This window comes from Rhodococcus sp. 06-156-4 (assembly GCF_002259345.1).
GTDB classification, from domain to species: Bacteria; Actinomycetota; Actinomycetes; order Mycobacteriales; family Mycobacteriaceae; genus Rhodococcoides; species Rhodococcoides fascians_E.
This window is the reverse complement of sequence record NZ_NPGB01000031.1, coordinates 131,701-146,728: the sequence shown is the minus strand read 5'-3', so window position 1 is coordinate 146,728 and position 15,028 is coordinate 131,701. Positions and strand designations below refer to the sequence as shown.

The 15,028-nt window shown below is 64.8% G+C and carries 13 protein-coding genes and 2 tRNA genes; 4 read left to right on the top strand and 11 right to left on the bottom strand.

The genetic code is table 11. The features are described from left to right. Positions 1 to 21: 21 nt before the first annotated feature. Complete coding sequence (locus CH290_RS23215) at positions 22 to 777, bottom strand: DUF881 domain-containing protein (RefSeq protein WP_033189436.1); 756 nt, start codon at positions 775 to 777, stop codon at positions 22 to 24. Positions 778 to 1,052: 275 nt separating this feature from the next. Between CH290_RS23215 and crgA the strand changes: the two genes are divergently transcribed. Together crgA and CH290_RS23205 are read left to right on the top strand one after the other, a co-directional pair. Further along, the gene (gene crgA, locus CH290_RS23210; RefSeq protein ID WP_019665038.1) at positions 1,053 to 1,316 is read left to right on the top strand and encodes a cell division protein CrgA; all 264 of its coding nucleotides are present in this window, start codon (positions 1,053 to 1,055) and stop codon (positions 1,314 to 1,316) included. Positions 1,317 to 1,373: 57 nt separating this feature from the next. After that, on the top strand, positions 1,374 to 1,856 hold the full coding sequence (locus CH290_RS23205; RefSeq protein ID WP_170947521.1) for a PH domain-containing protein: 483 nt from the start codon (positions 1,374 to 1,376) through the stop codon (positions 1,854 to 1,856). 39 nt (positions 1,857 to 1,895) lie between these two features. Here CH290_RS23205 and CH290_RS23200 read toward each other — a convergent pair whose 3' ends face one another. Together CH290_RS23200 and CH290_RS23195 are read right to left on the bottom strand one after the other, a co-directional pair. Further along, positions 1,896 to 2,807 (bottom strand): rhomboid family intramembrane serine protease, encoded by a 912-nt coding sequence (locus CH290_RS23200; RefSeq protein ID WP_033189437.1) that lies wholly within the window; start codon positions 2,805 to 2,807, stop codon positions 1,896 to 1,898. A gap of 44 nt (positions 2,808 to 2,851) precedes the next feature. Next, complete coding sequence (locus tag CH290_RS23195; protein ID WP_019665041.1) at positions 2,852 to 3,379, bottom strand: peptidylprolyl isomerase; 528 nt, start codon at positions 3,377 to 3,379, stop codon at positions 2,852 to 2,854. Between the two features lie 81 nt (positions 3,380 to 3,460). Between CH290_RS23195 and CH290_RS23190 the strand changes: the two genes are divergently transcribed. Beyond that, on the top strand, positions 3,461 to 3,910 hold the full coding sequence (locus CH290_RS23190; protein ID WP_019665042.1) for a hypothetical protein: 450 nt from the start codon (positions 3,461 to 3,463) through the stop codon (positions 3,908 to 3,910). A gap of 3 nt (positions 3,911 to 3,913) precedes the next feature. Here the strand turns inward: CH290_RS23190 and CH290_RS23185 are convergent, their stop codons facing one another. The 3 genes from CH290_RS23185 to CH290_RS23175 form a co-directional block, all read right to left on the bottom strand. After that, on the bottom strand, positions 3,914 to 5,533 hold the full coding sequence (locus CH290_RS23185) for an alpha/beta hydrolase (RefSeq protein WP_052083170.1): 1,620 nt from the start codon (positions 5,531 to 5,533) through the stop codon (positions 3,914 to 3,916). Positions 5,534 to 5,597: 64 nt separating this feature from the next. After that, positions 5,598 to 6,653: a GGDEF domain-containing protein gene (locus CH290_RS23180; protein ID WP_033189439.1), complete on the bottom strand. Its 1,056-nt coding sequence runs from the start codon at positions 6,651 to 6,653 to the stop codon at positions 5,598 to 5,600. Between the two features lie 138 nt (positions 6,654 to 6,791). Then, positions 6,792 to 7,739: an acyl-ACP desaturase gene (locus tag CH290_RS23175; RefSeq protein WP_033189440.1), complete on the bottom strand. Its 948-nt coding sequence runs from the start codon at positions 7,737 to 7,739 to the stop codon at positions 6,792 to 6,794. A gap of 229 nt (positions 7,740 to 7,968) precedes the next feature. On the opposite strand from CH290_RS23175, the gene CH290_RS23170 reads away from it, so the two are divergent. After that, positions 7,969 to 8,178 carry a hypothetical protein gene (locus tag CH290_RS23170; protein ID WP_033189441.1) on the top strand — a complete coding sequence of 70 codons (210 nt, stop codon included), beginning with the start codon at positions 7,969 to 7,971 and terminating at the stop codon, positions 8,176 to 8,178. A gap of 168 nt (positions 8,179 to 8,346) precedes the next feature. Here the strand turns inward: CH290_RS23170 and CH290_RS23165 are convergent. The 5 genes from CH290_RS23165 to gyrB form a co-directional block, all read right to left on the bottom strand. After that, positions 8,347 to 8,419 (bottom strand) — tRNA-Ala (locus CH290_RS23165). Between the two features lie 218 nt (positions 8,420 to 8,637). After that, positions 8,638 to 8,711 (bottom strand) — tRNA-Ile (locus CH290_RS23160). 112 nt (positions 8,712 to 8,823) lie between these two features. Then, positions 8,824 to 10,314: a DUF3566 domain-containing protein gene (locus tag CH290_RS31185; protein ID WP_441347095.1), complete on the bottom strand. Its 1,491-nt coding sequence runs from the start codon at positions 10,312 to 10,314 to the stop codon at positions 8,824 to 8,826. Beyond that, positions 10,315 to 12,861 (bottom strand): DNA gyrase subunit A, encoded by a 2,547-nt coding sequence (gyrA, locus tag CH290_RS23150; RefSeq protein WP_020112254.1) that lies wholly within the window; start codon positions 12,859 to 12,861, stop codon positions 10,315 to 10,317. A gap of 62 nt (positions 12,862 to 12,923) precedes the next feature. Then, the gene (gyrB, locus tag CH290_RS23145; protein WP_026347781.1) at positions 12,924 to 14,963 is read right to left on the bottom strand and encodes a DNA topoisomerase (ATP-hydrolyzing) subunit B; all 2,040 of its coding nucleotides are present in this window, start codon (positions 14,961 to 14,963) and stop codon (positions 12,924 to 12,926) included. Between the last annotated feature and the right edge of the window lie 65 nt (positions 14,964 to 15,028).

Below are 15,028 nucleotides of genomic sequence, written 5' to 3'. Positions count from 1 at the left end.
GAATAGGTCACGGCCTGTCGGTCATCCTGGCTGGGCGAACTGCAGCCGGAGAGACCCCTGGTATGCGGGCACCGTCAGATCGTCGGAGGCTCCGACGGTGAGACCCAGGCCGTATCGGACCGAGTACTGGCGAAAGAGTTGCACACCCGGCTCGGCGTCGAGAGCGGCGTTCAGTGCGGCCGCGTCGCCCAGCGCGGTGACGATGTACGGCGGGCTGTACGTCCGCCCGCCCAACAGCAGCGTGTTTCCGATGCACCGGGGTGCGACATTGCCGGCGACCCGCTGGTCCTGCATCGCGATCGCGGTAGCGCCGCCGGACCACAACGCGTTGAGAACGCTCTGCACATCCTGTTGATGGACCACGAGATCGTCCGGGGATGCGTCCGAGGCGTACCGCCCGTCGCTTCCCCTCGGTGCATCGGTCAGTGTCACCACGACTCCCGGGCCCGACTCCGCCTCGAGCCCGGCAGGCGCCAACAGTGGGCCGACGCCGGCGAGCGCGTCGGCGACGTCGGAGTCTCCGGCACCGGCTTCCCGCTGGAGTTGCTCGACCTGCGCCGCCAGCTCGTCCCGCGTGTTCTCGGCCTGGTCCGCATCATCCTGAGCTGATCTGACCAGCGTCGACAGGCGTGTGGTGTCGGTCCGACGGATCTCGTCACCGCTGGAGAACTGCCGCGTGGTGGACAACAGCACACCGACGAGAAGGCACACGACGACCACCATCACCTGCCACGCGCGCGACACGAGCACGCCCGAGCGGTCGTTGTCCGAAGCCATGAAATCCTCCGGTGCTCTCCCCAGCGTTTCCGCTGAGCTAGCGTGTACAGGACATGTGCACGCAGTTGGGCCTTCAGGCTGCCGTGATCATGTGACAGCACCGAACGCTACCTGCTCGGGGGATCTCCGCGGGCCGCAAGGTCACGCAGTGGCGACTCGGCCGTGTTCATCCACAGGCCGGTCCGCGATTGTCCACAGCTGTTCACAGTCCGGTATCCACAGGCACCGCTTCCGTGCACACCCAGACGAAGACCGCGACGACGAAAGGGCGAGGAATGCCGAAATCGAAGGTACGCAAGAAGAAGGACTATGTGATCGCTCCCGGGACGCGTACGCCCGGTTCGGTGGCGTCGGGCCCGTCCAGCCCGTTCTACGTTGCCGTGATGCTCGGATTCATGCTGGTCGGGCTCCTGTGGCTGCTCGTCTACTACTTGGCCGCCGAGGACATCTCGTGGATGAACAGCCTCGGAGCATGGAACTTCCTGATCGGCTTCGGGTTCATGGTGGTCGGTCTCGTCATGACGATGAAGTGGCGATGACGGCGTCGCCCTACCGTCGTCCGGCCGATCTACTTACACACATGTTATTCATCCCCAATGTGGATAAAGCCTGTGGATGAATCGGGCAGCCATCCACAGAATGTGGACAACTTGTCGTGGGCGACGCCCCTGCCTGCGGTGATCGCACTGACCGTCGGCGGGTTTGCCCTGCTCGTGGCCGCATTTCTCACCGACAACGATCCAGCGGGCCGCGTGCTGATCTCGATCGGCGCCCTGGGCCTGTGGATAATCGCCGGTCTCGCTGCGTATCAGCGACCGCGCCTGTGGATAGATTCGGCGGGACGGCTGTCCGTGAAGCGGTTGTCCGGCATTCACACGTACACGCGCGACGAGATCTCCCGGATCACGCTGGTGCCGTACCCCCGGCTGGGACGTCGCGTTCCGATGCTCGAGCTGAACGTCCGCCACCCGGGCGAGGACGACGATCGACTCGTGATCTTCGGCCGGTGGGATCTGGGGACGAGCCCCCAGAACGTGTACGACGCCCTCGAGCAACGCGGATTCGTCGAGGAGCGCTGACAGCACTCCCGACACCGGCCCCCGGAGACAGGCAGAGCGTCAGAGGCCCATTCGGGACCGGAGGTCGAGCACCCGGAAGGCGATGACCGCGAGCGCCACCACTGCGACCGCGGCTACGGCCGCCCATCCGAGGTAGCTGCGGGTCCGACGGTTCTGCACCCGCGCGGGAACGAACAGAATGCCCGCCGTCGCGAGCGCACCGGCGACCAGGCCACCCATGTGTCCCCACAGCGAGATGCCGGGGATGGTGATGCTGATGACGATGTTGAGGCCGATCACGACCAGCGCAGGCGTCGGGCTCCGGCGGAGTTTGAGCAGGATGATCGCCTGTGCGCCCAGTAGGCCGAAGATGGCACCGGATGCGCCGACCGTCGCGGTGAACGGGTCCTCGAGCAGCATCACCGACGCACTACCGCCGACGAGAGAAACCACGTACACCGCGATGTAGCGGGTCTTTCCGAGGATCGCTTCCACGTCGCGACCGATGATGTACAGCGCGAACATGTTGACGAGCAGGTGAATCAAGCCGTAGTGGAGAAATCCGCTACCGATCAGCCGCTCGTAGTCTCCGAGCGCGACGGCAGGCGGAAACAAGGCCCAGGACTCGTACAGCGACGACGCGCCGGTGTTGTCCATGACACTGCGGGACTGCAGGGCCGTCGCCGCGAACACCAGAACGTTCAGCGCCATGATGACGTACGTGACCAGACCGTACGTCGAGTCCGCAGACCCGCCGGCGACGGTGCGTGCACGACGAACCTGCACATTGCCTGCACGCACACAGTCGACGCAGTGCTGCCCGACGGCCGCTGCCTGCAGGCACTGTGGACACGCGGGACGACCGCACCGCGAGCACGCAAGGCCCGTGGGCCGGTCCGGGTGTCGGACGCACCTCGACTGAGGTGGAGTGGGCTGATCGCCGTACGCGCCACCCCAGCCGGGGTTCGTCATCTACCGATGCTCCTCTTCGAGAAAGAGAGTTGAAACTCGAGGTATCAGGCCAGCGTGACGCTGGTGATGACGACCTCGTCGACGGGACGGTCACCGCGTCCGACGGGAGTGCCGGAGATAGCGTCGACGACCTTCTTCGACGCCTCGTCGGTGACCTCACCGAAGATGGTGTGCTTGCGGTTGAGGTGCGGCGTCTTCGTCGTGGTGATGAAGAACTGCGATCCGTTGGTTCCCGGTCCGGCGTTGGCCATGGCCAGCAGGTAGGGGCGGTCGAACTGGAGTTCCGGGTGGAACTCGTCGGCGAACTTGTAGCCGGGGCCACCTGCACCGGTGCCGGTGGGGTCTCCGCCCTGGATCATGAAGCCGTCGATGACGCGGTGGAAGATCGCGCCGTCGTAGAACGGACCGGAATCGGAGCCCGACGCGTTGGACGTCGTGTACTCCTTGGAACCGTCCGCGAGGCCGGTGAAGTTCTCGACGGTCTTCGGCGCGTGGTTGCCGAACAGCTCGATGACGATGTCGCCGCGGTTGGTGTGCAGCGTTGCCGTTGATGTCTTGTTTGGTGTGCTCACCCCACCATCGTGCCACCCCGCGCTCGTCGGCCGGTCGCGGACGGTCGGATGTGGCCGCACAGGATGTGGAACAGTGGGGGCATGACGAGCACAACGAAGTCTGCGCAGTTCCGGGATGTCGCCGTGAGCACCGGGGGCACCCTCGTCAAGGCAGCGAAAATTTTCGGAACCGGATCCGCAGGCGTCGGACTACAGCTGGCGAACCGGGCGTACGCGCTGGCCCGACGCGAAGCCGCCCGTCGCCGAGTCCGTCGAGTGACCTCGGCATCGTCGAAGATCCAGACGGCGAAGACCCGTGCGTCGAAGACCTCCTCGGGCCCGTCGCTGCTCGGTACTCCGACACGCAAGATCGTCGCGGTCGGCGCAGTTCTGGGTGCGGCCGGAGGCATTGCGGTGCTCGTGTCCAAGCGGCGCAACGCGTTCGACCCGCCGGCAGACGCTCCGCCGAGCCTCGAGGACTACAGCGAGTCCCCGGTGAACGGATCGTCCGCACAGGCCGCGACGCGCGCGGACACCCCGCAGCAGACGTAGCGTCTAGCCGCTCACCTCATCGGCTCGACCCGCGATCACCAGGCCGACGTTTCGCTGTGTGGCGGTGCCGTCCGTCAGATACTCACTGTGTCCTCGGCTGTCCGAGAGACCTCCGTCGGACCGCGTCGCCAGTGGCCTGACACCGTCGAGCTCACTCGGATCCGATCCGAAGAACCCCGTATCGGCGACGACGTCCTCGCGCGCCTCCGCCACGAACGTGTGTCCCGGCGGTACCGAGAGTGCCGAGATGTCGTCGAAGCCGAGACCGGGTGAGCCCAGCGCCACGAGATCGTCCACGCCGGACACCCCTCGTAGGGCGAGCGCGGCAGTGAGAGAACCGTACGAGTGCCCCAGCAGCGTCAGATGCGGATCGTCCGTACGTGAGGCGTCGAGACCATCCAGGAACGCAGCCAAACGGGGAGCGCCGACCGCGGCCGCCATCGGCGAGACGACTGTGCGCGTCGGATCGAGCAGGTTCCAGCCGAGATGCGGCGCCTCGTAGTTCATCCACGTCACGCACGCCACCGATTCGTCCGGGGGCAGCACGCTTCGCACGGTCGAAGCCAGCGCGTCCATGTCGGAGTCGTAGCGCCCGACATCGCCGCCGATATCGGAATCCAGTCCAGGGACGAACACGGCGACGTGAGTGGCGGTCGACACGTTACCCACCGAAACAGCCGCCAACGTGTCCTCACCGCTGGTGTTGTCCAGCACCAGCAATTGGCGATTACCCTCTGCCAGAACGGCTTCGATCTCGTCGAGTGCTTTCAACCGCTTCTCGGTCTGAGCGAGACCGGCGTCCGCGTCGTCGAACAGCCCGCCGAAGACGTTGCCGTCCAACGTCCGAGCAAGCTGGTCGGCAACCGATTCCAGACGCGCTCGCTCGGAGATCAGGAGCCTCCGATTCGCGGCGTCGCGTACCTCGGCCGGAACGCCGTCGAGATTCCCGACAGCGCCGGGATCACGGACGAGCAGTGCCGTTCGCTCCGCCGGACTCGCCATCTGCCAGGACACGTTGTTCGCCGCTGCTGCCGCTGTCGGCGTGGGTAAGACGTCCGGGGCTGTATCGACGTCCGCGGCAAGCGCAGCGGCCGTTGCGACGTCGATGTCGGTGGCACGACGGATCACCTGCCGGGCTCGGGCCTCGAGCTCACGTATCACCCTGAAGCGATCGCGTGCATGGTCGAACGCATCCTCGGCCGCGACGGAGTACGTCATCAGCGGATCGGCCACCGTTCCCGAATCGGAAATCTCGAGCCTGTGTTCGACGCCGATGCTGTCGCACTCTCGCAGCGCGGCCCGCACAGGATGGGCCTGTTTCGCGAACGTCGTCACAGCGCGGGCGATGCGACCCAGCTCGTCGGCGTGAGCGCGGTAGTCCGCGATCAGGTGCGACACCGAGAACTGTGCGGCATCGGCCGCGTCTCCGCTCCACTCGAGCTGTGCAACGGCGGCCTCGATCTCGCCGACCGTGGAGGCGAGAGAGTCGGCCGTCCGTGCAACCCGCGCACCCAGCAGGGTGATCTCCGACGGTTGCCATCGCTGAATTTCGTTCCACAACAACACATCCACCCCGATGTCGGTCAGGTCGACGCGGACGCGATCGACATGACAGACAGTCAACCCCGGCCGGCGCCAGGCTGCGGAGCGTTGTCCACAGCCTGTGGACGAAATCTGTGGAGCAACGTCAGCGCGCTATTCTCCACTCCGACTGATCAGGCCCCGACGTGCCCGGCCGGGGCGGTGTGGACGGGCGGGGCGGTGCGGACGGTGCGGACGGGCGGGCCGACTTGGGAGGACGGCTTCGCTTGGCTCGATACAGATCGGCGTCAGCCGCGCGGTAGATCTCCGCCCAGCGACGCGCAGCAGGCATGCAGACGATGCCCACACTCCACTCGGCACGATGTGCACGCCGAAGACGGTCGATGATCTGCCACGCCTCGGCCTCGAGCACTCCGGGCATGAAGAGCACGAACTCGTCGCCGCCCAGACGGCCCAGCACGTCCCGTCGGCTCAACTCCGCCTTCCAGGCCTTCGACACGCGCGCGAGAAGGACATCGCCTGCGATGTGTCCGTACTCGTCGTTGATGTCCTTGAAATGATCCAGGTCCAGAACGGCCATGCTGACCGACAGACCGCGCGCCGCGCATACGGGCAACATCTTGGCGACCTTGGACTCGAAGCCGAATCTGTTCAACAATCCGGTGAGCGCATCGTGGGTGGCGGTGTATCGCATACGCCTGGCGAAGGCCCCGAACACTTCGGTGGCACCCACGACGCCGAGGGCGATGAGTACGTACGCGATGAACGAGGACTCGAACGGGCCTGCCGCGGCGCCGAGTACCGCGAACACCGCAAGCGCGCCCACCCACATCCCGGCGTTGCGCTCGGACCAGAAAGCGCCGATGTGCATGCCGAGGAACATCGTCGCCAGGACACAGATCAGGTACGTCGGCAAGGTGTTGCTGGCCGAGAAGGACAGTGCGACAGCAACGATCCCCATGAAGGTGACATGACCGATCGTGCGCTTGGGGCTCGGACCCTTCAACCGCATCAACATGACGGTCGCCGCGACACCGAGAATCAGGGACACGAGAACCGCACACCGCGCCCAGGTACTTGCGCTCGGCCAATACGCGCTTCCCCCTGCCGCGTACAGAACCGTCGTGCCCCCGATGTACACCAGAAGGGTGAGCGCGGACTCGTCCAGCTTTCGAGTTTTCGCCATCAGACGATCCAGCATTGCCGCCCCACCTCCCCCAGAACATCGCATCCAGCGTCGACGGCGACGTCTGTCGTGCGGGACTTTAACACCTTCCGCCGACATCCGAACGCGAAGCGAACCCGGTGAACCGTAGGGAACGAGCCGAAGGGGAGAAAGCTAGGACACCAGTTCGGCTCGAGCCGACTCGCGGGCAAGGAGGCGATCGCGCGACTCCTCGAACTTGGTCGCCTTCACCCCGAGTTGCTCGACGAATGCCGCGAGGCGATCCCTGTCCTGCTCGCCGTCGGGCCCGAAGTCGTTGCGGTCGAAGATGCGCCACTTCCGCAGGACCGGCATCAGTACCTCGTCGAGGTGCTGGCGTAAATCGTAGATTCCGTGCTTGGCCAGGGACATCGCATTCTTGCGGAAGTTGGGCATGTTGAGTCCTGGCATGGCGAAGTCCGTCACGACGTCGGCGATTGCCCGCACCGTCTGATCCGGTGTCAGGTCGAGCGCGGCCTCGCCGAGGTTCCGGTAGAAGATCATGTGCAGGTTCTCGTCCGCGGCGATTCGAGCCAGCATTCGGTCCGCCACCGGGTCACCGCACGCATGGCCGGTGTTGCGGTGGGACACACGGGTCGCAAGCTCCTGCAACGTCACGTAGGCGACCGAGTGCAGGAAGTTCGCACCGTCCATCGGAGCGTCGACGCCTGTGGTCATGTGCTGCATCCGTGCCCGTTCGAGCTCCACAGGGTCCACCGCTCGGGTCACGACGAGGTAATCCCGCATCACGATGCCGTGCCGGTTCTCTTCTGCCGTCCACCGACCGACCCACGTACCCCAGGCCCCGTCGAGCGAGAAGTTGTCCGCCAGACCTCGGTGATACGACGGCAGGTTGTCCTCGGTGAGCAGGTTCGTGATCATCGCCGTACGCGCCAGGTCGGACAGTGACGACTGCGACTCGTCCCAGTCGTCACCGCCCATCGCCGCGAAGTTCCTGCCTTCGTCCCACGGAATGTAGTCGTGGGGATGCCATTCCTTCGCTATCGCGAGGTGGCGGTCGAGGTTCAGCTCCATCGTCGCCTCGAGTTCGGTCAGCAGTTCGGTGTGATCGAGGTTGCGCATCGCTGATTCCTGTTCACGAGGTCGATACGCACGTCGCGTCCGAGTGGCCTGATACGCGCTGACGCTAGAGCAGTCCCCGGCGCCCGGTCCCCCGTCCGCCGGTTGTCTGGGAATCTCCACATCCGGACCGCGGCCGTTTGGCCACCGTCACAGACATTGGCAGTTTTTCGCGGAAGTATGACATAACTGCCACTGTTCGACGTGGCCTGCACCGATCGACACTTGCACCATGGCAACTTTCCTCGCACTGGTACTCGTACTCGGATTCATCCACGTCGCCGCCACCACCTACGTGCGGCACCAGACCTCGAGCTCGGTCAGCAGACTCTGGGCCAGCCCATACCGATACAACTACTTCCGTCCCGACGAGGAATCCGTTCCCACCCACCGCACCCCGACGGACAGCCGCGCTGCTGCCGACTGCATATCAGGGACCTGAACCCTGACACACGCACCTCACGATGAAGTCGACCCCACAACACAGTGACCCCACAACACAGTGACCCCACAACACAGTGACCCCACAACGCAGTGACCCCGACACGCATTCGCGTATCGGGGTCACTGTCGATCTGTGGGGCTATCGAACTATGGAGCTATCTAATTGTGGAGCCTAGGAGATTCGAACTCCTGACATCTGCCTTGCAAAGGCAGCGCTCTACCAACTGAGCTAAGGCCCCGGGGTGGTGCAAGCGAACAGTACCTTACGAAATCTCGAACTCGAAATTTCCTGGTCCTGACGCCTCCGTGCGGACGATCAGCGAGTGGAAACCTCGTGCCACACACCGTCACTGTTGCGGAGGGACCGCACCTTCGACGCTGCCGACACGACTGCTATCACTGCACCGATCAGAAGAAGGATTTTCATGATCATGTCCCTCTTCCGTATTGCTCGGTGTGGGCCTAGGAGGACTTGAACCTCCGACCTCTTCCTTATCAGGGAAGCGCTCTAACCGCCTGAGCTATAGGCCCGTGAACCTCGATTCGGACAGAAGATTTCTCTTTCCGAACCGAGGAGAGAGATTACCGCATCGAACCGCCGTACTCCAAAACGGCTCGATCCGGCACTCTCGAGCGACCTGGTTCAGTCCCGATCCGCGAGGGTTACTTCGACGCCCCCGACCAAGTCGGAGGACAAGTTGTAGATGAACGATCCGATGGTCGTCAACGCCGTGAACAACACCACGTTGATGACACCGATCACTGCGGCGTAGCCGAATACCTGTCCGGCACTGACCAAGCCACCGTCACCCGACTCGGACACAATGTCGGTGAACGCACTGTTCAAGCGATCCCAGACACCCATTCCGTCGAGAACCGCGTACAGCAGCCCGACTGCGACCATCCACACGAAGAACAGCGATACCGCGATGACGAGGGAGATCTTGAGCGTCGACCACGGATCGATCTTGCGCAGTTGAATCGTGGCACGCAGAGGAGTTCCGTCCTCACGCGCTGCGATAGCGACCGGCTGAGCGATCTGCTGCGTCTCCGACGCCGGTGCCGTGTGCCGGACCTCCGACAGGTCCGGCATGTCCTTCGCCAGATCCTTGCGTTCGATGTGCCGCGTCGGTCCGTCGATGCCGGCGGCCTTCGTCTTGGCTGCTTCTCGACGCTGTGAACTGTCCGCCGAACTCTCGGCGCCCACTGCGGCGGTGGCTGCTGCTGCGGCCCCTGCCTGGGTTCCACGACGATCGTCGCCTGGCTGTCCGGACTGTCCCGGCTGGCCCGATTGAGCGCCCGGTCCGACCGGCGGCAGCGTTCCGCCGCGCGCCGACAGGTTGGTCTGCGGCTGGCTCTGTGCGCCGTTCGCCGGACCGCGCTGCCACGGAGGTGCGCCCTGACCCGAACCACCGACCTGTCCCGAGGCACTGCCCTGACCCGAACCGTTCTGGACAGGCGCACTGCGCACCGGTCCCGGACCGTTCTGGTAGCCACCCGCCGGCGGCTGCGTGACATCACCCGCACCCAGTGGATCGAACGGACGCTCGTTGTCCACCCGTGGTGCCGCCTCGGTGGGCGGCTGCTGGGCAGCAGCCGGGCGTGCCGGTGCAGGCGGACGCGGCTGATTCTGCGGCTGCGACTTCGGTGCCTCCGCGGGCCGCTGGTTCTCCGGCTGACGCTGATCCGGACGCTGAGGTGCCGATGCCGGAGCCTGCTGAGTAGCCGGCGGCTGGGCAGTAGTCGGCGGCTGGGGAGCTGCCGACGGCTGAGGAGGCCGAGCTGTGGCCTGCTCACGCGCCGAGCCGTCGGACGTCCTCGCGGTTTCCGGAGCACCTCCCTGACGTTCGGGTGCCTGACGTTCGGGTGCCTGACGCGCCGGCTGGCTCGGCGGTTGCCGATCGCCGCCGGCGGGACGCGCACCGTTCCCTTGCCGTGGGTCGGACTGCTGTGGAGCGCCCTGCTGAGGACCGGCCTGCTGAGGGGCCGGCGCACCGGGTCGCGACGGAGGACGCCCGCCGCCGTTCTGCGGCGTTCCGGGGCGAACCGCCGGCTGCGGCCGCGCAGAAGTGCGTGGCTGCTCGGCGTCGCTGGGCGGAACGGGCCTGCTACCAGGCCTGTTGGGAGTGCTCACTTACGACTCCTTCGGTGCGTCGTCTTCGTCTCCGGCGGCGCCGGGCTCGGGTTCGGCTTCGTCGGCGTTACGGGCAATAGCGAGCAGTGTGTCGCCTTCCCCGAGATTCATCAACCGAACGCCCTTCGTCTGTCGACCGGCCTTCCGTACCTGCTTCGCTGCGGTCCGGATTACACCACCACTGGAGGTGATGGCGTACAGCTCGTCCTCGTCGTCGACGATGAGAGCCCCCACCAGGGTGCCACGCTTCGGGTCGTACTGGATCGTCAGCACGCCCTTTCCGCCGCGGCCCTGCGCCGGGTAGTCCTCCATCGCAGTGCGCTTGGAGTAGCCACCGGAGGTGGCCACCAGCAGGTACTTGCCCTCCCGCACCACGTTCAGCGACAACAGCTCGTCCTCGCCGTTGAACCGCATGCCCTGGACACCGGAGGTCGCGCGACCCATCGGACGCAGAACCTCGTCGGTTGCGGAGAAGCGAATCGACTGACCCTGAGCGGACACCAGCAACAGGTCGTCGTCGGACGACGCCAACACAGCGCCGACCAGTTCGTCCTCGCCGCGGAGGTTGACCGCGACGATGCCGCCGCTTCGGTTGGAGTCGAAGTCGGTGAGCTTGGACTTCTTGACCAGGCCACCCTTGGTGGCGAGCACCAGGTACGGCGCGTCCTCGTAGGTCTTGATCTGAATGACCTGCGCGATGCGCTCGTCGGGCTGGAACGCCAGAAGGTTCGCGACGTGCTGCCCGCGGGCCGTCCGGTTGGCCTCGGGAAGCTCGTACGCCTTGGCGCGATAGACCCTGCCCTTGGTGGTGAAGAACAGAATCCAGTCGTGCGTCGAGCAGACGAAGAACTTGCTGACGATGTCGTCCTGCTTCAGTCCCGCGCCCTGCACTCCCTTGCCGCCGCGCTTCTGCGAGCGGTACAGGTCGGTTCTGGTGCGCTTGGCGTAGCCGGTTTCGGTGATGGTGACAACGACGTTCTCGCGGGCGATGAGATCCTCGTCGTTGACGTCTCCGTCGCTGGCGATGATGCGGGTACGACGGTCGTCGCCGTACTTCTCGACGATCTCGCCGAGCTCGTCGCGGACGATCTGACGCTGACGCTCCGGCCGGGCCAGGATGTCCTGCAGGTCGGCGATGGTGCGTTCGATCTCGGCCAACTCGTCGATGATCTTCTGACGCTCGAGGGCAGCCAGACGACGCAACTGCATCGCGAGGATGGCGTCGGCCTGGATCTCGTCGATGTCGAGCAGTTCGATCAAGCCGGCCTTGGCGTCGTCGGCGGTCGGCGAACGACGGATGAGGGCGATGACCTCGTCCAGAGCGTCGAGTGCCTTGACCAGTCCGCGCAGGATGTGAGCGCGCTCCTCGGCCTTGCGCAGCCGGTATCGCGTGCGCCTGATGATGACGTCGAGCTGATGAGCCACGTAGTAGCGGATCATTTGATCCAGACGCAGGGTGCGCGGCACACCGTCGACGATCGACAACATGTTCGCGCCGAAACTCGTCTGCAGCTGGGTGTGCTTGTAGAGGTTGTTCAGCACCACCTTCGCGACGGCGTCGCGCTTGATGGTGACGACGATGCGCATGCCGACGCGGTCCGAGGACTCGTCGTCGATCTTGGAGATGCCGGCCAGTTTGCCGTCGCGCACCTGCTCCGCGATCGACGTGATCAGGTTGTCCGGGTTGACCTGGTACGGAAGCTCGGTCATGACGATCGTGGTGCGGCCGTTGGAGTCTTCCTCGATCTCGACGACGCCGCGCATGCGAATGGATCCGCGTCCGGTCGAGTACGCATCCTGGATGCCCTGCCCGCCGACGATCAAGCCGTGGGTCGGGAAGTCGGGGCCCTTCACGCGTTCCATGCACGCGGCGAGGGTCGCTTCTTCGTCGGCCTCGTGGTTGTCGAGTGCCCAGAAGACGGCGTCGCCGAGTTCACGCAGGTTGTGCGGCGGAATGTTGGTGGCCATACCGACGGCGATGCCGTTGGAGCCGTTCATCAGCAGGTTGGGCACCCGCGACGGAAGTACCGTCGGCTCTTGGGTTTTGCCGTCGTAGTTGGGGATGAAGTCGACGGTTTCCTCGTCGATGTCCCGCAACATCTCCATGGCGAGAGGCGTCAGACGTGCCTCGGTGTATCGCATGGCAGCCGCGCCGTCGTTGCCACGGGAGCCGAAGTTGCCCTGGCCGTCGACCAACGGGTACCGCATGGACCAGGGCTGAGCCAGACGCACCAGCGCGTCGTAGATCGAGGTGTCACCGTGCGGGTGGTAGTTACCCATCGTTTCGGCAACGGGGCGTGCGGATTTGACGTAACTGCGGTCCGGGCGGAAGCCGGAGTCGTACATCGCGTACAACACACGACGGTGCACGGGCTTGAGGCCGTCGCGTACTTCGGGAAGTGCGCGGCCGACGATGACGCTCATCGCGTAGTCGATGTAGCTACGCTGCATCTCCTGCTGGATGTCGACCGGATCGATGCGGTCGCCGCCCTCGGCGTTCGTGGTCTGTCCGGGAGGCCCGACAGGAGGCTCGGTTATGTCCGACATGGAATCTCCTTCAGCGAAAGTCTAAGAGGTGTAACGAATTTCAAGTAGTGCGTGAAAGTTCGTCACACGTCCAGGAAGCGGACGTCCTTGGCATTGCGGGCGATGAAACTGCGCCGGGCACTGACGTCTTCGCCCATCAGGACACTGAACAGCTCGTCCGCGGCGGCGGCATCGTCGAGGGTGACCAATCGGAGCACGCGCACCGATGGATCCATCGTGGTCTCCCACAGTTCCTTCGCGTTCATCTCGCCGAGGCCTTTGTAACGCTGGACGCCGTCCTCGATGTTGATCTTGCGCTTGTTGGCGATACCGGCCTCGAGCAGTCCGTCGCGTTCGCGATCGGAGTACGCGAAGTCGGGTTCGCCGCGGCTCCACTTCAACTTGTACAGCGGCGGCATGGCCAGATAGACGTGGCCGTGCTCGATGAGCGGACGCATGAAACGGAACAGCAACGTCATCAGCAGCGTCGAGATGTGCTGGCCGTCCACGTCGGCGTCGGCCATCAGCACGATCTTGTGGTAGCGGAGCTTGGTGATGTCGAACTCGTCGTGGATACCGGTGCCGAACGCGGTGATGATCGACTGGACCTCGTTGTTCTTCAGAACGCGGTCGATGCGAGCTTTCTCGACGTTGATGATCTTTCCGCGGAGCGGGAGGATCGCCTGGTACATCGAGTCACGACCGGACTTGGCCGAGCCGCCGGCGGAGTCGCCCTCCACGATGTAGATCTCGGACTTGCTCGGGTCGTTGGAGCGGCAGTCGGCGAGCTTGCCGGGCAGGCCACCGATGTCCGTCGCGCTCTTGCGGCGCACCAACTCTCGCGCCTTGCGCGCGGCCATACGGGCCTGAGCCGAGGACACGGCCTTGTTGATGATGGTCTTCGCGTCGGCCGGGTTGGACTCGAACCAGTGCGCCAGGTGCTCGTTGCACGCCTTCTGCACGAACGAGCGAACCTCGGTGTTGCCGAGCTTCGTCTTGGTCTGACCCTCGAACTGCGGTTCCCCCACCCGGACGGAGATGACCGCGGCGAGACCCTCGCGGATGTCGTCGCCGGTGAGTTTGCCGTCCTTCTCCTTGACGAGCTTCTTGTCCGCTGCGTACTTGTTCACCGTCGAGGTGAGCGCGGTACGGAAGCCTTCCTCGTGCGTGCCGCCCTCGTGCGTGTTGATCGTGTTGGCGAAAGTGTGGACCGACTCGGAGTAACCGGCGTTCCACTGCATCGCGATCTCGACCTCGTGGCCTTCACCCTTGGCGGTGAAGCCCACGACGGAGTTGTGGATGGATGTCTTCGTCTTGTTGATGTGCTTGACGAAGTCGACGAGGCCGTCGGGGTAGTGGTACGTGCGCTTCTTGACCTTGGCGGGCTTGGCCTCGACGGCCTGAGCTTCTTCCTCGGACGCGGACTTCGGTGCCTCCGCGGTCTCGGCCAGCTCTTCCTCGCTGGCGTCGGTTGCTGCCACGCGCTCGTCGGTGAAGTTGATGGTCAGTCCCTTGTTCAGGAACGCCATCTCCTGGAGGCGACGGTGCACGATGTCGAAGCTGAAATCGAGTGTCTCGAAGATCTTGCCGTCCGGCCAGAAGCGGACGATCGTGCCGGTGTCCTCGGTGTCGCCGACGGTCTCGAGCGGGCCTGGTTTGGCGTAGTCGTACGTCTGCGTGTAGCGGTGACCGTCGCGAGCGATCTGGAGTTCCACCTTGGTGGAGAGAGCGTTGACCACGGAGATGCCGACGCCGTGCAGACCACCGGACACGGCGTACGAGTCCGAGTCGAACTTTCCACCGGCGTGCAGCTGCGTCATGACGACCTCGACGGTGGGAACACCGGAGGCGTGCGTGGCGACGGGAATTCCTCGACCGTCGTCCTTGACCTCGACGCTGCCGTCCTCGTGAATGGTGACGTCGACGGTGGAAGCGTATCCGGCCATGGCCTCGTCGACGGAGTTGTCGACGACCTCCCAGATCAGGTGGTGCAGGCCTCGCTCACCAGTGGATCCGATGTACATACCGGGCCTCTTGCGAACTGCTTCCAGTCCCTCGAGCACGGTGATCGACGAAGCGCCGTAATCCTTGTTCTCGGTCTTACCCGACTTCTCGGCAGCCACGATTCGGTTGTTCTCCTTCAGCGTCAAGGTCCCCCTCGCACCGAATGGGTGCTGCCGTGTGGGCA